Here is a 22,263-nt window from a genome sequence, read left to right as displayed (position 1 = left end):
TATTACTTGCTGTTAAGCAGGTAATAAAGGGCTCCATAGACATTGGCGTCCAGAGCGAGACTTCCTGGCTTTATGTTAATCTGAAAATCACTGGGATCTACGGCCACCATATCCAGAAAGCTGGAAGCCTGACCCTGATAAAATCTCTCGGGGATTTCCCTCAGCTTGCGGCGTATGCTTTCCATCAGAGCCGGTTGCCCGGACAGACCGCCTGTCACGATCGTGCAATCTAAATCCAGCAGCAGTGAGGCATTGTAAATGATCCCTGCGATTCCTTCGCAGTAAGAATCCAGCATACCAACAGCAGCAGGATCTCCCTGGGCTACGAATTCAAAAAACCTATGTCCTGTCATCTCATGGATAGGAATCTGCCGCATTGCTGAGAAACGATATAGAAGCAGTGAGAAGGAAGTGACCATGCCGGAAAGCTCATATCTTCCGTTGTCACAAGAACTCAGCATACCGAAAATCATCGCTGCATTCTTCCTTTTTCCCTGATACAGCTCACCATTCAGGATCAGGCCGCCACCCATACCGCTGCCCAGAACGATGACCAACAGATTGTCATAACCTTTGCCCGAGCCTTTCCACCATTCACCCAGTGCAGCGGAAAAGCCATCATTTAATACAACCACCGGAAGCCCTGTGCGAGTCTCTACTTCCTGTTTCAGATTCATATCCTTCAGAAACTTCATGGTATAAGCCCGGTAGGTGTTTCCATCCGGATACATTCGCCCATTGGTGCTGATGGCGATCTCGTCCACACTGCCTTTGTATTTTGAAGCAATCGCAGCTATATTGTTGAAAAATGCTTCAGCTGATTCATAATTGGTTGGGACGCTTTGCTTCGTGAGAATTTCCCCATCAGTGGTCATTAAAGCATATTTTGTATTGGTACCTCCGATATCAAAAACCAATTTCTCCATACTTCTACCCCCGTTTTTTCTCTACAATATCTCACCATTGCTGGCGATAACCTGTTTAAACCAGTAAAAGCTTTTCTTTTTGTATCTGGCCAGATCTTTTAAGTCGGTGTCGGTGCGGTTAACATAAATAAAGCCATAGCGCTTTCTCATCTCACCCTGGGAGCTTAAAATATCAATCGGACCCCAGGTTAAAAAGCCCATCAGGTCCACGCCGTCCTCGGAGACTGCCAGCTTCAGTTGTTCAATATGTTCACGGAAATAATTGATTCTGTAGTCATCCTCTATGGTACCGTGTTCGTTCAAGGTTTCATCTACACCGATGCCACATTCAATGGTAAATACCGGAAGACGGTATCGTTCATAGATTTCCTTTACGGTCAGCCTTATACCGACCGGATCGATGGTCCAACCCCATTCTGTCTGCTGCAGGTATTCGTTTTTCGGCGGATTATTTATTGCCTGCAGTAGAAGGGAGGTTTTTCTGTTGTCATTTTCGCTTCTAACCACCATTGACATATAGTAACTGTGAGCTAGAAAATCCATCTTGGCCTGTCGGAGATATTCCAGGTCGTCCGGCTGCATTGGCGGGGTGATGCCTTCTCTTTTCCATTCATTGAGCAGATCAGAGGGATACTCACCATTGGCAAAGACATCCAGTGTCTGATAATTATAGCTGCGGCCTGCTTTTTGCGCGGCGAGAACATCCTCAGGCTTGCAGGTTGCAGGATAAAACGGAGTGAAATTTACCATTCCGCCTACCTTGGCATGCGGCGCATATTTCCTTGCCAGATGCCAGACTGCGGCAGAAGCCAGAAACATATGATGAATGCTTATAGCCTGAAGTCTATCCTTTTCCTTCTGGGGAGCATCGGGAGGAAGCTGGAAAAGAGTCACCAGAGAAGCGGCATTTTGTTCATTGATTGGTATATAATATTTCACTCTTGTACCGAAGCGCCGGATCACTGTTTCTACATATTTTTTGAAGCCTTCCAGCGTCTGCCGGCCAATCCAACCTCCGTATTTCTTTTGCAATGCCAGGGGCATATCAAAATGGTAAAAGCAAACAACAGGCTCAATGTTGTACTTTAGCAGCTCATCGACGACATTTTCATAAAAGCGAAGCCCTTCCTCATTGACCTCTCCTTCTCCGTCCGGCAGGATGCGTGCCCAGCTGAGAGAAAAGCGATAAGCTGTAAAGCCCATCTCAGCAAAAAGAGCAATGTCCTCCTTGTAACGGTGATAAAAATCAATGGCCACCTTCCAATCCGATCCGAACTTTGTTGTGCCCCGGGCATCATAGACGGTAAGCCCTTTACCACCTTCGTTCCATGCACCTTCTGTCTGCATGCTGGATACAGAGCCACCCCACATGAAATTCTTAGAAAAAACGCTCATTCATATCATCCCCCTTCATATTTGGCGGTCAAACCTTGATGATAGAACTAATGCTTACATTTGTCTGATTGTATTGTAATTATATCAGTTACAATGTATAATAATTGTAAAATTTCAAGATTATTATAATGATTATCAGGTGAAATCATGAACAGGGCACAGGCTGAGCGTGCTGTGAAGAAAATGTTGATGTCTGGCTACGGACATTATTCCCGTGAAGAGGAGCATAAGGTATTAATGGCTCTTCTACAGGAGAATCAGCTGTTGTTTGATGGTAATGTTTCGGGTGATATTAAGCTTGCAGATAAGGCAATAACCGAGTTTCCCCTGGCAGCACAACCTTTAAGGGCGCTTAAAAACAGCCTGATTTGCTTTGTAGCAATAATATGCCGTTATGCTGCCGACTTGGGAGCTGACGATGCAAAATGCTATGCGCTGAGTGACTATTATATCAATGAAATTGAAGCCTGTGCAGATATGAATAATTGGAGTGCAATCATAGAGGAAATAACCAGGCATTATAAGGATCTTGTACGCGTTGGTAGAGAGAAGAGATATTCCATGCAGGTTAGCCGGGCCATCCGGTATGTCAATCAGCATCTGTATGGTGTATGCAGGCTGCAGGATGTTGCAAAGGAGATCAAGTTGCACTCCGGCTACCTTTCTTCTCTATTTAAGGCCGAGACGGGTGTTTCTTTCACAGAATATATCAGAAATATAAAAATGGACGAGGCCAAAAATCTGCTTCTCAATGGAGAATACTCCATTTCTGAGATTGCTGAGATGCTGGGATATCAAAGCCTGTCATACTTTTCCAAAGTGTTCCGCCAAGTCTATGGCTGCAGCCCGAGAGAATATGCAGTTGGTGCTAATCCCGAAAGAATTTGATGTGAGGAAGGGTGTTAATATTTCTTTTATGCTGCCCGGGGCGCATGATTTTTGCAGCAGTGGTTCCGGATAGCGGTACAGCGTGATATGCTCCTGTTTCCGGTCAATATTATGGGAACTCACTACTAATGGAATTTATCAGAGGAGAATTAAAATTTTAAGCTTTAACAACCAAACTGTGAAAAATAAAGAATTTAAACATATAGGACGTGCTTTCTTCATGTTCATTTTATGAAGAGTAATGCGGATGAAATTGTTTAATTTACTTTTAAATATGATATATGCCGCAAAGCCGAACTCCAGGAAGCATTCATTGCTTCTTTTTTTATGGAACAACAGGCTGTAATCAAGATCATGCGGTAGTGCGGAAGACCACGTTATATCGAAGAGAAAGGATGCAAAAAGAGCATGAAAATGCAGGGGGTGAGAAAATGCTTCCAATATATCTGGCGATGCTGGGCGGTGAAGAGGATAAAAGTAAATTTGAAACACTTTATATGACATACAGAAAGCTCATGTTCCATGTGGCCAACCGCATCCTGAATGATGAACTGCTTGCCGAAGATGCTGTACACCAAACCTTTTTGAAAATTCTTGAGAATTTTGATAAATTGGAAGAAATTTCATGTCACAAAACTAAGAGCTATATTGTTACTATGGTTAGGAACATCTCTATCAACTTATACAACCAAAGAAAAAGGTGTACAACAATTTCCTTTGAGGATGTGGAATACTGCATGACGACAGAATTTACAAGTGCTGTAGAGGATTTGGATCATCTTGCAAGGGCGGTGTTGAAGTTGCCGGTTATATACAAAGAGGTGTTGACACTGAAATATGTTCATGATTTTTCAAATGAAGAGATAGCAAAGATGTTGGATGTATCTGAGGCAGTGGTCAGGAAACGGCTTGAGCGTGCCAAGCGCAAAATCAAGGAGATTCTTGGAAAGGAGGAAAGCGCTCATGTCTACTAGTTTTACTGAAGATATGCTAAAAAAAGCTGTTATTCAAGCGGACATATTTGAGATGGAAAACCTGCCTACAGACGATGAAATAGAGTATGAGTTTTCGAATAGGTTTGAACGAAAGATGAAAAAGCTTATACGGCAAAACCAAAAGGGAAGCTCAGTGAGACCTGCGATATTATTGCGTAGGCGTGTGGCTGCCGTGATTGCCGCAATCATTATTCTGTTTGCAGCAGCAATGAACGTATCAGCTGTACGTAGTGCTGTATTTGAAATCATAACCGAAGTGTATGAGAAACTTACCCACATATTCTTCAATGAAAACCGGTCATCCCAAAATGCGACCGACGGCTTTGCCGTATTTGAGCCGGCCTATATACCGGAAGGCTTTAAGCTGGTCAATAGAGACACTGACGGCATGGTTCTGCTGGAATATGAAAAGGGAAATGATTTTATATCCTACAGCCAGCAATACCTTGGAAATATTTCAATCAACATAAATACAGAAGGTGTAAAACTGGAAGAACTTGAGTTTAATGGTTTACCGGCCAGGTACTACTCCAATCAGGGCGTTCAAAACCTGTTGTGGTATGATGATAAGTATATGTACATGGTGTCATCAACTCTGGATAGGGACATCGTGTTTAAGATTGCGGAAAGCGTTGAAATTACAGGCACGGAGTTGGAACCATAAGTTAAAAATTTTCTAAAGAATATTTTCCCTTGCTGTCACAAAAACCTCCTTTGAATTGTCTTATTTTATAAAGAAAACAAGGGAGGTTTTTAAATGTTCAAAAAGAGGTTTTTTGCTTTTTCATTATGTACCCTGATTATTTTGGCTGTATTAGCAACATCAGCATTTGCAGCGGAAGAAACCAGTGCAAAGCAGGATTCCGGAGTGTCAATTCTATATACTTACATCAACCAGGCAAGCACTTCGCTGACCATTTCTGCAGACGGAACGGCCACCGTTTATGGTTATGTGCAGAAGACACCAGCTGGAAAATACATTTATCTTTCATGTACTTTGCAGCGTTATTCCAACGGCACATGGTCCAATGTAAAAAGCTGGTCTAAATCTTCCACATCTTCATCGGCATCCATACACGAGAGTTATCAAGTGTCCAGTGGGACTTACAGGGTAGAGACATATTACTACGTATCTGCCGACAGTGGCTACGAATCGGATACGATTTACAGCAAAACTGTAACTTATTAGGCTTTTAATTTTAATTTAGAAAGCTTATGCAAATGATTCAAGCCAGATTACTAAAAATTTACAAGCATTAAACAGACGCAGTAATCCTGCTGCAACTTTGAACCCCAAATATTATTATATAAGTAAGAGAAAGGAAGGAAAGAGTTTATGAGAAAAGTGATTTTTCCTTTAGTACTTGTTTTAATTATAGCTGTTTCAATTGTTTTTAGTTTTCCTAAGTCTAAAGCCAATGCCTTGGAGTACATGAAAAATTCTCCCGAGCAGAGAATTCAGATGTCAAATGAAAGAATAGAAAATCTCAAGAATGCACCTAACAAAAAAAGCGAAGTTATGATTAGTTTGATGAAAGGAACACTCTTTAAGGATGTAGCTAATATTCTGCCAAAAGATTGTGAGATCATTTCTGAGTTTCATAGTTTTACTTCAAGTGTCAAAACTGTGTATGGTGGCTATTTTGACTGTACTAATAAAAGCATTGAGGACATACAAAATGATTACTACAAGGAAATCTATGCACTTGTAGATAATGGGATTAAGGAACAGGAAAAAATACTTAATGAAATTGAAAGCCGCCTCAGTATTATTCAGGAAAACCAAGAATCATCTAATATTCAAAATAATAATGTATCTTATGATGAAGATGCTATTGCCAAAGGAATTAAGCCAGAGACAATAGAGGTCCCTGAAAATACACAGACTAATTTAGACGAAATTTTAATGGAGTATAAAGCTGCCAAAGAACAATTAACACATTTACAAGAGCAAAAAGAGAATATGGAGAAAGGTAAATTTTTTATTACTGGCATAAGAGTAAAAGCAAAGAATTCAGATCTGTATACTCTGGCAAAATCCGGTAAAGTCTTAGCTGTTGAGATTCTTGACTTTGATAACAATAACATTATAACCCCAATTATAAAGAATTAATACAGTATTGATAGGATTATATAAAATTATGCTAAATGGGAGGTTTTAATAATGAAAAAGATCTTGCTGTCTTTTGTTTTGCTACTAACATTTGCTATGATAATATCAGATTATGCATTTGCAGCTGCAGACTATACGACTTTCACTCCACATTATGGAGCAATAAGTATATACGAATCAGGAAATTATCGATATGCTTACATCTTCGCGAAATGGAATGACACAGGTATTACAGAATTTGATGCTAGCAATGATACATATGAGCAAGAAGTGATTTTTTACAATTATGATGGCAATGCCTATGCTACAACATGTACATCTTTTCAGTCAGACTTGCCTAGTGCGTACAAGGATACCCAAGCGTTAGATAGCGGTAACGAGATGAACATTGCAATTGGAACAACCGATGCAGATTCATTAGAATCAGATAAGTATTATTATACAACAATGACACTCAATAAAACTTCATCGAATTCTAGCATGTATAAAGTCCAGTCCCAGGAAGGCTATTACATAATATTTCCAAGCACATGGACAACCTTTGCTGAAACAACAAATCGTACAATACCATTTAAGCAAGGATTTACGGCACCTGAAACAAGATACTGGTCATATGAAGTCGATCCAAATGGGACAATCTCTTCAGCAAAAGCTGCTTACATGAATGAGTGGAATGGTGGAACTATTAGTTCTTCAGGAGATGAAGATTATTGGAAAGTATATATATCTTCTGGCAGTAAAACTATTCGTCTGATTGATCCTTCAAGCAATGATTATGATGTAAAGGTTTATGACAGTAGTGGAGCGCTTATTACTGGTAATTATTCAACTTCAGATGATTATTCAGCAACGTATAATTTTACTTCATCAGGTTATTATTATTTTAAAGTTTATTCCTTTAGTGGAAGCAGTAAAACAGAAAACTATTATCTAATAATTTATTAAATTAGTGTTGTGTATTGAAAAGTAAATAATTGTATTACCAATAAAATGGTAAAACAAAAGCATAAGTCGACTAAGTGTGGTAAAGTTTGAATTGTCCAGAAACAAACAGTTTCCACGGGGGTCATACTTATGCCTGAGATAATAATAGAACAAAACAAAAATATAATCAATTATATAAATATGCTAAAATTACATAATTCTGAAGCCATACAAAATCATATGGTTCTTATGGTCTCAGGCATTATTACCACCGAGGGAAGCAAAATGTTTCCAGGATCTAATCAAAGCATACCTGTAACTGGGATAGAAGCTGTGGTTCAAGATTCCTCGGAGAGTATAAATGGAGTAACGATTATGTGGACCACAAGAGAATTAACCATTCTCTAAATGTTGTCCGTAATAGCGTGAATGAAGATACTGTAGGCTTTCTCATCATAGACGACTCTTTGAGTAAAAAAGATAAGTCTACTAAAAAGATTGAGGGCCTTGATTTCCATCATTCACACAGTGACGAAAAACCCATGTGGTCACATTGCATAGTTACTTCCCATTATAAGATTTCTGATTATTCATTGCCACAAAACTTCAAGCTCTATCTTAGAAAGCAGTTCTTTGGCAATAAAGCAAAGAAGCATTTTAAGAATAAACAAGAGCTTGCAATGCAGCTTATTGATGAATTTATACCGGTTACAGAAACAACGTACTTGTTGTTGGATGCTTGGTATACATCGGGTAAAGTGATGCTCTATGCCTTAAAGAGAGGATATCACACCATTGGAAGAATAAAATCCAATAGAGTGATTTACCCCGGAGGCATTAAAACAAGTGTCAGAGAATTTTCAACCTTTATCAGTAAGGACGAAACCAGCCCAGTTACAGCAGGTGACAATACTTACTATGTTTATAGGCATGAGGGTAAAATCAATGACCTTGAAAATGCCGTTATTCTGTTTTGATGGAGCAAATGAGTTTTATCCGACAAACCAGCATTTATATTAAGTTCGGATACGATTTACAGCAAAACTGTAACTTATTAGGCTTTTAATATCATCAAACTCCATATTAAAATCCTGTATCAAATTCCGGAAGGCTGATGTAAGTGATTTAGGCCAGATTTTAATATAATGGACAGACGCAGCAATCGTGCTGCGTCTGTTTGTTCAAAGCACTATTATTATATAGATAAAAGAAATGAGGGAAAGGGTTTGTGAGAAAGTTAATAATTCCTTTATCAGGACTTGCTGTAATTATAGCTGTTTCTATTGTTTTTAATTTTCCTAAGTCTAAGGTCCGTTGCTAGTGAGAAGGATTCTAAAATATTTCATCACTAAAGGATGTATTTATGCAAGGGAATGATTCTGACTGCGAAATTTTAAAGAAAAACGCCTTCTGCCTGGACAAGCAGGTTCAAACTGCTGGAATGGCGGACTTCCTAAACTTGCAAATTTGTGATATAAGATCGACGCAAACCTGACATATATGTGTCAGGTTTTTATGATATCATTATAGTAAAACAGGAGGAGAGAATGGTCTGACCAATGAAGATGAAACTTGAGAGAATGCTGTCTATTATTATATATCTGCTAAATCATGAAAAGGTGAAGGCCGAAGAATTGGCAGACAAGTTTGAAGTTTCAGTCCGGACGATTTACAGGGATATAGAAGCTATATCACAGGCTGGAATTCCCATCAGAACCTTTCAGGGGGCAGATGGTGGAATTGGTATAATGGAAGGGTACAAGCTTGACAAGAACATCCTTACAAGCGATGAGGTTTCCAAGATAATTACCGGATTGAAAGGGCTGTACAGCATAAGCGATGACGTAAAAATAAAGCTGCTGATAGAAAAACTCACCAATATTGCAGGCAAATCCGATTACATACCGACAGGCAATGAGATTATGATTGATTTGTCTTCATGGAACAAAAATGACCAACTGGGCTTAAGAATACGAGAAATTAAAAAAGCCATACGAGAGCGGAAAATTATCCAGTTTATATATTATAGCAATGGAAAGCTGACAGAAAGAAGAGTGGAGCCCTGTGTCATCATATTTAAAGAAGCTAACTGGTATCTTTACGCCTATTGTTTGCTCAGGAAGGATTTCAGGCTGTTCAAGCTCAGTAGGATGAGCGGTTTGAAAATAACTGACATTGCTTTTGAAGCCAGAGAATTTTCGATCGACAGTGTGAATTTGGATGGGGATTTTGACAACGACAAACACTTGCCCATTGTTGTAATGTTCGATAAGTCTATGGTGTATGTGGTGAATGATATTTTTGGCATAAACAATTATGAAATTGCTCCGGACGGCAGACTGAAAGTAACCTTCCATATGGGGATAAGTGGATGGCTATATGGATTTCTACTTGGGTTCGGTGACAAAGTAGAGGTGTTGGAGCCTGTTGAGCTTAGAGAAAAGATAAAGAGCATGGCGGAAAGTATTTGTAAAGTATATGAAAAAACTTGACATACAGTTGTCTGGTTTACTGTGATATCATAAATGTAAAAACATGATACTTTTACAAAAGATAGAAATTTGTTACAGAAATGAAATAGCACAAAGGCTAAATAACAAAAGCGAAGTAATGAAGCTTTTACAAGGAGGGAAAAATTGTGAATAGCAAAGATGTAAGTAACTCATTTCAGGTGTTTATGAAAGAAGCGCCAGAGCATTCAAAGACATGGATGGAGGCAGTACAAAAGCTTGACAGGGCATCAAGCCTTGATGAAAAAACTATGGAAATAGCATATATCGCAGTGCTTGCAGCCGTTGGCCTGGAAAGCGGCATTCCATTCCATGTCAAGAGAGCAAAAGAATTGGGCGCTTCAAGGGAAGATATCAAAAGTGCAATTCTTCTTGGACTGCCGGCAGTTGGAAACAAGGTCATCAAATCACTTTCGATTGCTTTAAGCTCTTTTGATGAGGTGTGATTATGGGGAAATTGAGCGAATTGCCGAATATTGGCAAAACATTGGAGAAACGTCTAGTCAAGGCAGGAATAAAAGATGCTGAAGATTTGAAGCAGATTGGCAGTAAGCAAGCATTTATAAAGCTGCGCTTGCTTGAAGGAGATACCTGTTTTAACTCCCTTTGCGCCCTTGAAGGTGCCATACAAGGTATAAGGTGGCATAATCTGGATTGTGAAACAAAAGAAGAATTGAAAAGGTTTTTTGATTCATTTAAATAGCAGGATTGAAAATATTGGCAAACTTTAAGCTGCTATAAAAAGACATGAACACAAAAACCTTGTCTTTTTCCGCCCTCAAGGCATGTGGAATGGTGGAGGTATTAGAAAAAATAAAAGCTTATGCAGCTTAATTGCTAGGCGATTTTAAAACCTTATATAATAAAGCGGGCGCAGATTAAAACGCTGCGCCGCCTATATGCAACAATATTTTTCATTTTTTCTCCATCCTGAGAAGGTCGGAATCCTGACTCTGGCATACATTCAATAACTCTTGGCTCAAATCTTTCAATTGCTGTGTTGACTGCGAAATCATATCAATAAACTCGTTTTCTGTGGTAAGGGTGGATACAATTTCTTCCGTAGATGCTGTATTTTCTTCGGTAATAGCTACAGCTGACTCTATCTGCTCACTCAGCTTATGGAATTCCCTGGTGGTTTGCAAAATTGTATCCATGTTATTTTTAAGATGCAAATTGGTCATATCAAAGGATTCTTTCATAGTGTTAAAGGACTGGGCAATTTCATGCAATAGATACTGCCCTTCCTCGACAGCTTGCTTTCCTTCGTGAGATTTCTCCTGAGCAGCCTTTGATTTTTCGAATATTTGCTGTGTGACCTTGGTAATTTGGGAAGCTATTTCACGGCTTTGCTCGGCAAGCTTGCGAACTTCGTCGGCCACAATGGCGAACCCTTTTCCCTGTTCGCCGGCTCGTGCTGCTTCAATGGCTGCATTTAAAGCTAACAAATTGGTCTGGCTGGCGATATTTTCTATACCGAGCAATAGGGAATTCACCATCTGAAGGCTCTCCTGCAATTCATCCACGGTTGATGTGGTGATTTGAACCGAATCATTCAGGGTATTCATATATTCAGTGATCCGGCTAACCTTGTGCCAGTCTTTTTGTATATTTTGATTCATTTTCTGGGATTCAGCGGCTACCTCCTGTGATACTGACGCTGCTTTCTCCATGTTTTGCAGGGAGGACAGAACCACATTGTTAATCTGGGTGATATTTTGTGCTTCGTAGCTGATGGATGCAGCCATCTGTTCTACCGTCTCTAAAATAGACTGGCTGTCTTCACGAATCCTATCCATGTTCAGTTTTACATTCTCAGTGCTATGGTTCAGCTTTACTGCGCTTTGATTGATTGTCTGAAGAACATCTGTTAATTGCTGAACAAGCTTCTGTGCGTTCTGTTCTTTATTAATAGAGCTCAAAATGAGTTTGCTTCCCGCATCCGTTAAAAAGTATAAAGCAGCTAAGGTGCTGAAAATCGCTGAAAAGATGGTAATAAACACAGGTATATTATGTTCGGCACCCAGCAATTTTGCGGGAACACAGATATATAAAGCAAAAGTATAAAGGATCATGAATGCGCTATAAATAAATATCATCTGTTTATCAAAATACAGGGCGATCATGATTATAGTAAAAAACATCATATAATGCTTATTTAAGGTGAATCTATCAATATAAAATATGGTACAAATGACAGTGAGGGGTAATAGAGCGAAAATCAACCCCTTTACCTTATCGGGAGTGGGAATAAAATAATTAAGGGTAGCCAACCCAACTACCACAATCCCGGAAAAAATATAGAGCTTGCAAGCATCAAGCCCACGGGAATAGACTAGAGGTATTAAAATTAAAGTGACAAGGCCTTGAGTTAAAAATAAATTGATTTTGTGAACCTTTCTACAGTGAATGCTGTAATTCATAGAAACCTCCTAGAGCAATTAAAAGCTGTTAACATTTTGATTCTATTATATTTCTAGAACAATTTCAAATAAAATATTTGTCTTGAAGCATAGTTTTGTTGAGATTTTTCATATGGTCAGGGTTATACCATATGCCGTTTGACTGTATGGAAAATTATTGATATTATAATTGCAGTATTGCTTATGGGGCAAAGTACAGATAATTAATATTGGCAGAAAAGTTATGGCAGATCATATTGACACTCAGCTTACTGCACCAAATATGCTGCTCCTGCGAGATTTCTGATAAGTGAAAGTATTTATGCTATGAAATAGACAATTTCCATGATTTATAGTTTGGGAGCCTCCGAATAAAAACAGAATAGAATCAGAACGAAGGTCAGTGAAGACTTAATAAATCATGGCATAAAACGGACAAATTCTAATAGGAACCAGAGGTATATGGATGATGACGAATAAAGAAATATTGCGGATTGCTATGGAGCAATCAGCCATGGATATCAATTGTAAAGCGGATGATTTTCTGAAAAGTGATCATGTGGTTGTTAAATCCGTATTGGGGCCTTCAGCAAAAAAATATTATAAGGAGCCCATCGCTTGCATGTTGGTTTCATACGGAAATAATATAGTGGCATCCGTAAAAGACGAATATCGTGAGATTGTAACTGAATACATCCATAAGTTTGAGTTCTACCACTGCTTTGAAACACCAAATATGCACTGGTTGGATGAGAGATTGGCCAAATATGGACAGAGAGTCTGTTTCATGTCTGAGTACTATCTGCCGGATGTTGATAAGCTTAAAAAGATGCCATGTGACTACGAGCTAAGGGTTTTGGAAGCTCCTGATTTTGTGAACTTGTATAAGCCGGAATGGAGCAATGCTTTATGTGAAGACCGCAAGCAATTGGATGTCCTTGGAATTGGAGCTTATGATGGAGATAAACTTATCGGGCTTGCCGGATGTTCGGCTGATTGTGACCGGATGTGGCAGATTGGTGTGGATGTGTTGCCTGAATATCGTAGAAGAGGAGTTGCAGCTGCCTTAACCAGTAGATTGGCCATAGAAATATTGGAACGCGGCAAGGTTCCGTTTTATTGTTCTGCTTGGTCAAATATCAGATCAGCACGAAATGCAGTAAAGAGCGGATTTATTCCCGCATGGGTGGAAATGTCAGCGAAACCGCAGGAGATGGTCGCTGAAATGAACAAATAGATAAAAATATTAATTTAGTGACATTTTGCGGAACTCATGAGACAAATAGGGTATAATAGAGTATATTATATTAGGTTAATATAAAAAATACGTTTGTGGATGTATAGGGCACAGTGTTTCCGCAAATATGAATAAACCAGCCGTCAAAATCCAATTTAAAGGAGGAAGCGTATGGGTGAAATTATTTTTGACATAGTATCAAGTGTTGTAGAAGCTTTTGTTGACTTATTCATTGAAAAAGTAGTGGTAAGATTCAAAAGAAAAAGATAAATCGAAGTTTATCATGTGAAGAAAGAATGACCGACTTATTCCGCTTCCGGGTCGACGGACCAGATAGTGAGGTTTTAAGAAGATCATAGGGTTGGCAAATAGATATAGAATGGAAATTATAAGCAATACGATTTCTAAAATTAACAATGAACCAAAGTAGGGGAGTTTTTATGAAAGCTGTGATTGCATATTAATCCCGGCATCACGGTAATACGAAGAAGCTTTTGAATGCCATTTAGGAATTGAGTGACGTAAAACTAATCGATGTGGTGGAATGCAACAAATGATTTATTGGTTTAGTGCTACGGGAAACAGTAAACATGCAGCAATGCGCCTGGCGGAGCTGCTCAATGAAGAAACAGTGGAGATTACACATGATACGGAAATAGACATGAATTCCAGGATAATTTTTGTGATTCCTTTATATTTCTGGACTTTGCCAATTATTGTGCGTAATCTTTTTGAGAGAACCTCTTGGGCATCCGATGAAGAGGTTTTTGTTGTTTTCACATGTGGAGGCTTTATTGGAACAGCGGACAGAGATGTAAAAAAGCTGGTTCATCCGGCAAAATCATTAGTCTATCAGCTTCCTATGGAAACGAACTATATTGTATGGCATAAGCTGGACGATGAGAAAACGATATATGAAAAATTAAAAAAGGCAGATGCAGAAATAGAAGCAACAGCACTGCATATCAAGTCCTCCCTTTCAACATATCGCAGTCCTTTTTATTTGATTCCTTTCGGAAAGATATTTCAAGCTTTTTACGAAAAGCAAAGAAGAACAAAGCGGTTTTATGTGACTGACAAATGCATATCATGCAAGCTCTGTGAAATCAGTTGCCCGGATCAAGCAATTCGATTAACAGATGGTAAGCCCCGATGGATAAAGGACAAGTGCCAGCATTGTCTTGGATGCATTCATCGCTGCCCAAAGGAAGCGATTGAGTACGGGAAGCACACAGTAGGTAAAAAGCGGTATAGATATAAAGATTAAAGCCTTCATGGGGACAGGTATTCCCTTTTGCCAACATGAACACACCCACACATATTATTTTTAGATTTCTAAATAAATTTACAGGGTTGTGTGAACAGCATTGATTTTTTAAAACTGAGTTGATAAAATGTTTGTGCCATGGGCTAATAAGCATTGGAAAAGTGCTTTCGCATGTTTATTAGTCATGGTACTGAATGGAAAATAGATATAAATTTGTATGGAGTCTAGGCAATTCTACAGTTTGCATTACAGATTATTTATATTAGGTGCAAAGGTAGGAAATAAAATATTTCACTATAACATTTGTAGCAAGGAGCCGGGAATATGAGCAATATTAATTACAAAAGCACACTTCATGCCTGTTATTTGGGCTATATAACTCAAGCTCTTATTGTAAATCTTCCTCCGTTACTTTTTGTAGTTTTTCGGGAAAAATTCGGTCTTTCCTATACCATGCTCGGAAGTATAGTCATGCTTATCTTTGTAACGCAGCTCATAGTTGATGCGCTTGCCGTTGAATATGTTGATAAAATCGGTCACCGTACCTCGGCTGTCATGGCACATGCGTTTGCTGCTGTCGGCATGATCGCATTAGCTTTTTTACCCAGGGTATTACCATACCCTTTCATAGGACTTATTATATCCAGCATATTGTTCTCAATAGGCGGCGGTCTTATTGAAGTGCTTGTCAGCCCTATAGTCGAGAGCCTTCCAAGTGAAGCGAAAGCGTCTTCAATGAGCCTATTGCACTCATTCTATAGTTGGGGGCAGGTTCTGGTAATCATCTTGTCCACTTTGGCACTGCTATTTCTTGGACAAGAATTATGGTTCTTCCTGCCACTTGTGTGGTCACTGCTGCCGCTATACACCCTTTTCAAGTTCACACGGGTGCCGCTTATTCCACCTGAAGAGGAAAGCAAACGAACACCGTTAAAAACACTTTTTAGGTCGAGAATCTTTTTAATTGCGTTGCTTTTGATGATTTGCTCCGGCGCCAGTGAGCAGTCCATGGCTCAATGGGCTTCACTTTTTGCCGAGAAAGGTTTAGGCATCTCAAAAACACTGGGAGACTTGTTGGGTCCCTGCCTGTTTGCTGTAATGATGGGAATTGTACGTACATGGTACGGAATGAAAGGTCAAAAAGTCCATATTCATAAGATATTAGTTATTTCCTCAGTCTTATGTATGGCGTCCTTTGTCATTACAGCGATTGTGCCAATACCAGCAATATCACTGCTGGGGTGTGCCTTGTGCGGACTGAGCGTGAGCTTAATGTGGCCGGGAATGCTGAGCTTGACCGCAGCAAGTTATCCATCGGGCGGTGTTGCTATGTTTGCAATTTTGGCGCTGGCTGGGGACTTGGGTTGTTCCGTCGGACCACAGCTTATCGGAATTATTGCGGATAGCAGCAGCCTGAACTGGGGACTCTTAACGGCAATAATCTTTCCTACAATTATGCTGGTCGGTTTAGTTGCCCTAAAGCCGATAATCGGTTTTGCCGGCAAACAAAGAGCTAGATCATAATATAAGGATATGGACTATGAAAATATCATTAATAATATTGATTTCATAGAATAAAACTACCTTTAAAACAGCGTCAGGTTAACCCTGGCGCTGCTTTTATATATCTGTAATTTAAGCTTATCACCCATAAGATTGGTATAGCAAAACAGCCTACAAAATTTTTATGGAAAGCATACTTGACATCTAAATTTTACCTGCTATAATTATAGATGTAAAGCAAACTTTCCATTTTTGGAGAAAGGGGATAAAATTGAAGAACCGTTTAGAAGAAATCCGCAAGCAAAGAGGTTTGAAGCAAGAAGAGCTGGCAGCAGCATTGGAGGTATCCAGACAGACGATAGGATCATTGGAAAACGGGCGCTATAATCCGTCAATAACACTCGCCTTTAAGATTGCCAGATTCTTTGGGATGAGCATCGAAGAAATATTTATTTATGAGGAGGAGAAAAGCGATGAGAAGTGAAGTAATGAAGAGGGAAGGTATTGCAAAATACATTGCTTTTTCGGTGTTTGGGTTTGCAGTTTTGGTTGCAGGACTCGTGGGTGCAATACTGCTGCCGGGCGCAAAGGGCGTCATGCTCACATTGCCTTATGTCTGTGTAGGAATTGGCGCAGGCATATTTGGAGGTAATCTTGGTACAGCGATAAGGCTGCATCTAATAAGGAAAGATCCTAAATTGGCCAAGAGGGCTGAAATTGAGGCAAAGGATGAACGTAACATAGCAATCAGCAACAAGGCGAAAGCGAAAGCGTATGACCTGGTGCAAATAGTATTCGGTGTGTTGCTTCTTGCGTTTGCATTAATACAGGTGGATATGTATGTGATATTGACTCTTGTCGCTGCCGACTTATTCATTGTGTTTTCCATGATTTACTATCTTAATAAATATCAAAAAGAAATGTAGCAGAGGCCTTTATTGACCTTCTTGTGCTAGTGGGCAGTTGAGAATAGGAAGTAAAATGACAAAAAGACATTCTGAGTGTTCAGGATGTCTTTTTTTATTTATGCTTATGCTGGCTTACAAGTAAACATAATTTATTCTATTTTATTGCTGCATATGGAAGGTTATGTTATAATTTTGAGGGAAATTAAGGATAAATTTGGGATATTTAAGATATGGATATTTGCATAATTTTGACAGACATTATTAAATTCTTTATCTTATATGTCCTTTCAAACTACCTGGTAAAACAACACAAACGGAGGATTAATTCAATGAAAAAAGCAGTTGCTGTCATTTTGCTCTTCTGTATTCTGTACATCCATGGATTCGGAGTATTTGCCAAGTCGGAAGTCTATAGTGGTGAGCTTGATTATGCAGGCTCTTTCAGTGGTGATTTTGCCGTAGTAGGTAAATACGAAGGTAAATTCAAATATGGTTATATCGACAAAAGCGGAAAGCTGGTAATCGATATGAAATTTGATTATTGCGAGGATTTTTCCGAAAACCTGGCAAAAGTAGGCATAGGCGAAGATCTTTCAAGCATGAAGTACGGGTATATCAAAACCAACGGTAGCTATTTAATTAAGCCTCAGTTTGACATTGCCTATGCAATGCATAAAGGCTATGCACTTGTTGGGTTAAAAAAAGGCAAAGATTATAAATATGGTTTGGTAAGCAATAAAGGGAAAATAGTTGTTGAACCCAAATATGACTATATAGATGTAGGCGACTATTTGCTTGATAAGGGATATGCAATTACAAGTTTGAATTCGCAGTATGGCCTTGTAAATTTAAAAACCGGTAAGATAATTGAGCCCAAATACAAATCTATTGCATTGATGAGTAATTACATAAGAATCAGCAGTATGGTTGATGGCAAGGAAAAATACGGCTTTATACTTTTTAACGGGAAAGTAATTGAGCCTGCCTTTGATTGGATTCATCATTTTGGTAGTATAGCGAAAGTTATAGGCATGGTAGAAATAGACGGAAAGTTTGGCTTAATGGGTGCTGATGGAAAATATGTGCTGGAGCCCAAGTATGATGAAATAAGAGAATTCAATGATGGGATTACGCATGTCAAGCTGGGAGACAAATATGGATATGTCGACTCGGACGGAAGCTTTTTGACTGACATTGAATTTGAGGATATTTCCGCGTTCAGTAAAGGTATATCCTATGTGAAAAAGAATGGCAAGTGGGGATTGCTGAATATTGATGGAACTTATAAAGCTGAGCCAATATATGATTCAATATCTTTGGTTAATGGTCAAATAGAAGCGGTGCTGAACGGTGAGAAAAAGCTTCTGAATCTTGATGGAAGCAGCAAGTTTGATAATGATTATGTATATATGTATCCTTTTGTCAGCATTGAAGGAGCTTCCAAGGTCATGAAAGACGGCAAAGAAGTCATAATTGATGCAGAGGGTAAACCAATCTTTAAGAAGGATTTCGATAAAATATGGGATTTTGTAGACGGTGTGGCAAGAATTGAATTAAAGGGCAAGGTAGGCTATCTGACAATAGATGATAAATATCTTGTGGAACCGATATATGACAGCGCATATAAGGATGAGGCAACATCCTGTTACAACACCAAGGACAATGAGTTATGGGGTCTGGTTCTGACTGACGGTACTGTAATAAAACCAATGTCAGATGCACCAATACATTTTTATGGTGATTATGGCATAATCAGAGTAGGACAGAAGAAGACATACATAGATAAAAAAGGTAAACGCCTCACAAATGAAGTTTTTGATGATTGTTATCCCTTTAGTGATGGTTTTGGCCGGGTTACTATCAATGGCAAGACAAACTATCTCAACACAGCCGGAAAATTGATGAACAGGAATTTCGACTTTGGACAGGATTTTAAAGAGGGATTTGCCTGTGTTTATGACAGCGGTAGATACAGATTTATAGACAAGAATGGCAATTTTGCTTTTGGGGAAACAGCAAAGTTCTTATCAGCAAAATCCTTCAGCAACGGTTTGGCTGCAATATATGCCGATAATGGAAAATGGGGCTATATAGACACAAAGGGTAAGATAGTTATTCAGCCTCAATTTGAAGGAGCTTTTAATTTTGATGAAAAGCTGGCCCCGGTGATAAAATCAGGAAAAATCGGATTTATTGATAAAACGGGTAAGTTTGTCATACAACCTGTATATGAAAGCGCTACTGAGTTTGAAAATTGATTGGCCAGCGTTTGGAAGAATGGCAAATACAGCCATATCACTTCCAATGGAGAGATAAAAACAGATGTGACTCAAAACAAAAATTATGTATTCTCTGACGGAGTGTCTCCAGCCAAAGCTATTTCACCCAAGGATGGAATGTACTACTGGGGTTACATAAAGACTGACGGAAGTTGGCTGGTGAAGCCTGAACTGGATTATGCAAGTCCATTAACCAATGGAAAAGGCTATGTGTGGAAGGACAACAGGTTGGGTGATATCACCAAGGATGGAAAGATAGTTTGGCAGTGATTTAAAACGCTATTTGGATTGCTGATATAGCCAGTATAAACTTGATTGGAATCAGGGAGGTTATACCGTGAAAAGAGGACTTAGTATTGCTTTAGTGATTATATTCATATCTCTGTTTTGTCTTAATACTTTGGGTAGTGCGTCAGCTTATGCAGCAACCGGCACTTCCGCCAGTGTTGATAATTCTGCCGCCAGTGCCAGTGACAGTGTTGACCTCAGCCCCAAATATGATAAAAGCAGTGGATTATATGGATATGTAAATAAGAGCGGAAAATGGATTATAAAGCCTCAATTTATTATGGCAAAGCCCTTCAGCGAAGGACTGGCTGCCGTAGCAGAGGATAGTGAGACTTCAAAATGGGGATATATAAAGCCTGATGGTACCTATGCCATAAAACCGAAATTCATGGAGGCCTATAACTTTAAGAACAATTTTGCCGTAGTCAATGACAATATGCTTGCGGCCACTATAAATAAAAAGGGTGAGTATATAAAGAAAACAAAATACTATTTGGCCGGAGCTGATACAAATGATTATTTTAGAGCACATATAACCAACGTTAATCCGTTCATTGGCCTTTCCGATGTAAAATATGGTTTGATTACCAATGAAGGAGCTATTGTTAAGCCCGAATACGATAGCCAGGCATTTGTCGTTGATGGTTTTATTTGCGTGTATAAAGAGGATTCCTCCAAAGATGTGTCAAAACGGACTAACTCAATTGTCCTTAAGAATGGTACCGTTGTAAAACTTGACGGCAAATTGATCAGTGCCAGTGAAGGCATTGGATATGTGGAGTATGAAGGCAAAGAGGGTGCTTTGAAAGGCAAAAAGCTGTGTGAGTTCGTCACGGAGCAGGGCAAGATTTTCAAGTCTTACAAGGACAAAGATGGGAAAGAATATCCTTTTCTGGACGCAGAAGCTTTCAGCGAAGGTTATGCAGCTGTAATGATAAATGAATTGAACAGCGACAATACCTACTTTAATAAATGGGGCTTTTTGAAAAAGGACGGAACCTGGCTTGTGGAACCCAAATACGCAAGAGCCCGTTCGTTTAAAAATGGAGTCGCTCCGGTTAAGATGAAAGGGGAGTCCTACGGATACATAAAAACTGACCTGACCTGGTATATCAAACCTTTTGATTATACAGAACAGCAAAAAGCCGAGTATGAGTATGCTGTCAACGAAGCAAAAAAAATACTTAAGAAATTGATAAATGACTCCATGTCAGAATATGAAAAGGTGTATGCAATTCATAAATACGTTACTGACACTGTACGATATGATGTTAACGATTATGACAGTACTCCTAGAGTATCCTATTCTGCATATGGTGCAATAAATTATCATTATGCTGTATGTGAAGGGTTTGCAGAGTTAATGGATATAATGCTGAAACTGGCAGGAATAGAAACTATGATTGTGGTGGGCCATGCTTCAGACACGCCTCATGCCTGGAATCTGGTTAAAATCTCGGGCTACTACTATCATCTTGATGCAACCTGGGATTCTTTCAGCAAAACGTTGTATTTCCTTAAATCTGACGAGTATACGAGCAGAGAGAAAACTTGGGACAGAGATAAATATCCTGCTGCTCCAAAGAATTACGAGTAATAATGCAATGTTTTTGAGCAAATATGAGTTATAATTATGTTTATGTATTTATTAAACACTCTTGGAGGCGAATCATCAATGAATGAAAAAGTTATTCTGGTACTGGTGGACGGATTGCGCCCGGACAGCATACCCCTATGCGGCCATGGCTTTTTGTCCGAGATAGCCCGGAAGGGACTATCTACCATGAATGCATCCACCGTAATGCCGTCCGTCACATTGCCATGTCACATGTCTCTGTTCCACAGCGTTGACCCTAACAGGCATGGTATATTAACCAATACATGGGTTCCGCAAGTAAGGCCTGTCAAAGGGATTTGTGAAAGATTGTGCGAGGCGGGTAAAAAATCAGCTTTTTTTTACAACTGGGAGGAGCTGAGAGACTTATCCCGTCCAGGTTCCCTGCATCTCAACTGGTACATGCATTATAAGCATGGCGGCACCGACGATAAAGTAATTAATGCCGCAATGCAGTATATTGAAGAATATCTGCCTGACTTTGCCTTTATATACCTTGGAGATACGGATGTATACGGGCATGATTACGGATGGATGTCAAAAGAGTATCTTAATTCGGTAAACAATGCGTCATGCTGTATAGAACGGCTGTACAATGCCTTTTCAGACAGGTATACTTTCATTATCACTGCCGATCATGGAGGGCATGACCGTTCCCATGGTATGGATACCCCGGAGGACATGACCATACCGGTTATAATTAGCGGAAATAATGTTAAAGCAGGCGAGCTTCCGGCAGATACCAATATAAAGGATATTGCTCCGACTATCGTAAAGCTGTTGGGGGTAGAGGCCGATAGTGACTGGGAAGGCAAGTGCCTGATTTAGCTAAATTCTGATTTGACAGGATAATGAATATTGTACATACATTGCAGCTAATATACACCGTACATAGCAAGGTTCAAGAGCTTAACACTCCCGGACCTTGCTATGTATGCAGTTATTTGATGGCTTAAAGGCATCAAGCTATGGTGACATGTAAGAAATTTTTGCTTTATTTATTCTCTTTGTCA

The 22,263-nt window shown here is 39.3% G+C and carries 21 protein-coding genes and 1 pseudogene; 19 read left to right on the top strand and 3 right to left on the bottom strand.

The window, feature by feature from the left end; genetic code table 11:
* Nucleotides 1–2: 2 nt before the first annotated feature.
* Both CDO33_RS12385 and CDO33_RS12380 read right to left on the bottom strand, forming a co-directional pair.
* Complete coding sequence (locus CDO33_RS12385) at nt 3–926, bottom strand: ROK family protein (protein ID WP_103083118.1); 924 nt, start codon at nt 924–926, stop codon at nt 3–5.
* Between the two features lie 21 nt (nt 927–947).
* The gene (locus CDO33_RS12380) at nt 948–2,321 is read right to left on the bottom strand and encodes a glycoside hydrolase family 1 protein (protein ID WP_103083117.1); all 1,374 of its coding nucleotides are present in this window, start codon (nt 2,319–2,321) and stop codon (nt 948–950) included.
* Between the two features lie 147 nt (nt 2,322–2,468).
* On the opposite strand from CDO33_RS12380, the gene CDO33_RS12375 reads away from it, so the two are divergent.
* The 10 genes and pseudogenes from CDO33_RS12375 to CDO33_RS12330 all read left to right on the top strand — a co-directional run bounded on the left by CDO33_RS12375 (nt 2,469) and on the right by CDO33_RS12330 (nt 10,454).
* On the top strand, nt 2,469–3,209 hold the full coding sequence (locus CDO33_RS12375; RefSeq protein ID WP_103083116.1) for a helix-turn-helix domain-containing protein: 741 nt from the start codon (nt 2,469–2,471) through the stop codon (nt 3,207–3,209).
* A 431-nt stretch (nt 3,210–3,640) separates the two neighbouring features.
* Entirely contained in the window at nt 3,641–4,183 is a 543-nt protein-coding gene (locus CDO33_RS12370; protein ID WP_103083121.1) for an RNA polymerase sigma factor, read from the top strand.
* A complete protein-coding gene (locus CDO33_RS12365; RefSeq protein WP_103083115.1) occupies nt 4,173–4,868 on the top strand; it encodes a DUF4367 domain-containing protein in 696 nt (231 codons plus the stop codon). The genes CDO33_RS12370 and CDO33_RS12365 overlap by 11 nt, the downstream gene beginning before the upstream one ends.
* A gap of 93 nt (nt 4,869–4,961) precedes the next feature.
* On the top strand, nt 4,962–5,393 hold the full coding sequence (locus CDO33_RS12360; protein ID WP_103083114.1) for a hypothetical protein: 432 nt from the start codon (nt 4,962–4,964) through the stop codon (nt 5,391–5,393).
* A 147-nt stretch (nt 5,394–5,540) separates the two neighbouring features.
* Nucleotides 5,541–6,317, top strand: a complete 777-nt coding sequence (locus CDO33_RS12355; protein WP_103083113.1) for a hypothetical protein — start codon at nt 5,541–5,543, stop codon at nt 6,315–6,317.
* A 51-nt stretch (nt 6,318–6,368) separates the two neighbouring features.
* Complete coding sequence (locus tag CDO33_RS12350; protein ID WP_103083112.1) at nt 6,369–7,262, top strand: hypothetical protein; 894 nt, start codon at nt 6,369–6,371, stop codon at nt 7,260–7,262.
* 129 nt (nt 7,263–7,391) lie between these two features.
* A pseudogene (locus tag CDO33_RS12345) lies at nt 7,392–8,215 on the top strand (transposase); the annotation flags it as partial.
* A 591-nt stretch (nt 8,216–8,806) separates the two neighbouring features.
* Nucleotides 8,807–9,733 (top strand): helix-turn-helix transcriptional regulator, encoded by a 927-nt coding sequence (locus CDO33_RS12340; RefSeq protein ID WP_161496707.1) that lies wholly within the window; start codon nt 8,807–8,809, stop codon nt 9,731–9,733.
* Nucleotides 9,734–9,879: 146 nt separating this feature from the next.
* Nucleotides 9,880–10,197, top strand: a complete 318-nt coding sequence (locus CDO33_RS12335; protein WP_338053220.1) for a carboxymuconolactone decarboxylase family protein — start codon at nt 9,880–9,882, stop codon at nt 10,195–10,197.
* A 2-nt stretch (nt 10,198–10,199) separates the two neighbouring features.
* On the top strand, nt 10,200–10,454 hold the full coding sequence (locus CDO33_RS12330) for a TfoX/Sxy family protein (RefSeq protein ID WP_103082492.1): 255 nt from the start codon (nt 10,200–10,202) through the stop codon (nt 10,452–10,454).
* Nucleotides 10,455–10,665: 211 nt separating this feature from the next.
* Here the strand turns inward: CDO33_RS12330 and CDO33_RS12325 are convergent, their stop codons facing one another.
* Nucleotides 10,666–11,673 carry a methyl-accepting chemotaxis protein gene (locus CDO33_RS12325; RefSeq protein WP_161496706.1) on the bottom strand — a complete coding sequence of 336 codons (1,008 nt, stop codon included), beginning with the start codon at nt 11,671–11,673 and terminating at the stop codon, nt 10,666–10,668.
* A 946-nt stretch (nt 11,674–12,619) separates the two neighbouring features.
* Between CDO33_RS12325 and CDO33_RS12320 the strand changes: the two genes are divergently transcribed.
* From CDO33_RS12320 to CDO33_RS12280, 9 genes are all read left to right on the top strand, one after another.
* Nucleotides 12,620–13,390, top strand: a complete 771-nt coding sequence (locus CDO33_RS12320; protein WP_479690685.1) for a GNAT family N-acetyltransferase — start codon at nt 12,620–12,622, stop codon at nt 13,388–13,390.
* Between the two features lie 553 nt (nt 13,391–13,943).
* A complete protein-coding gene (locus CDO33_RS12315; RefSeq protein ID WP_161496575.1) occupies nt 13,944–14,657 on the top strand; it encodes an EFR1 family ferrodoxin in 714 nt (237 codons plus the stop codon).
* Nucleotides 14,658–14,981: 324 nt separating this feature from the next.
* Complete coding sequence (locus CDO33_RS12310; RefSeq protein WP_103082489.1) at nt 14,982–16,181, top strand: MFS transporter; 1,200 nt, start codon at nt 14,982–14,984, stop codon at nt 16,179–16,181.
* Between the two features lie 250 nt (nt 16,182–16,431).
* Nucleotides 16,432–16,644, top strand: coding sequence for a helix-turn-helix transcriptional regulator (locus CDO33_RS12305; protein WP_103082488.1), 213 nt, complete (start codon nt 16,432–16,434; stop codon nt 16,642–16,644).
* On the top strand, nt 16,634–17,086 hold the full coding sequence (locus CDO33_RS12300) for a hypothetical protein (RefSeq protein WP_242973941.1): 453 nt from the start codon (nt 16,634–16,636) through the stop codon (nt 17,084–17,086). Before CDO33_RS12305 ends, CDO33_RS12300 begins: the two co-directional genes overlap by 11 nt.
* A gap of 311 nt (nt 17,087–17,397) precedes the next feature.
* Entirely contained in the window at nt 17,398–19,326 is a 1,929-nt protein-coding gene (locus CDO33_RS12295) for a WG repeat-containing protein (protein ID WP_161496574.1), read from the top strand.
* Complete coding sequence (locus CDO33_RS12290; RefSeq protein ID WP_103082486.1) at nt 19,327–19,617, top strand: WG repeat-containing protein; 291 nt, start codon at nt 19,327–19,329, stop codon at nt 19,615–19,617. It abuts the gene before it with no gap.
* Nucleotides 19,618–19,684: 67 nt separating this feature from the next.
* Entirely contained in the window at nt 19,685–21,232 is a 1,548-nt protein-coding gene (locus tag CDO33_RS12285) for a WG repeat-containing protein (RefSeq protein WP_103082485.1), read from the top strand.
* 78 nt (nt 21,233–21,310) lie between these two features.
* A complete protein-coding gene (locus CDO33_RS12280; RefSeq protein WP_161496573.1) occupies nt 21,311–22,078 on the top strand; it encodes an alkaline phosphatase family protein in 768 nt (255 codons plus the stop codon).
* Nucleotides 22,079–22,263 lie beyond the last annotated feature (185 nt).

It is taken from the genome of Clostridium thermosuccinogenes, from assembly GCF_002896855.1.
GTDB classification, from domain to species: Bacteria; Bacillota; Clostridia; order Acetivibrionales; family DSM-5807; genus Pseudoclostridium; species Pseudoclostridium thermosuccinogenes.
Note: the sequence above shows the minus strand (reverse complement) of the source record. Positions and strands in the feature narration are given on the sequence as shown.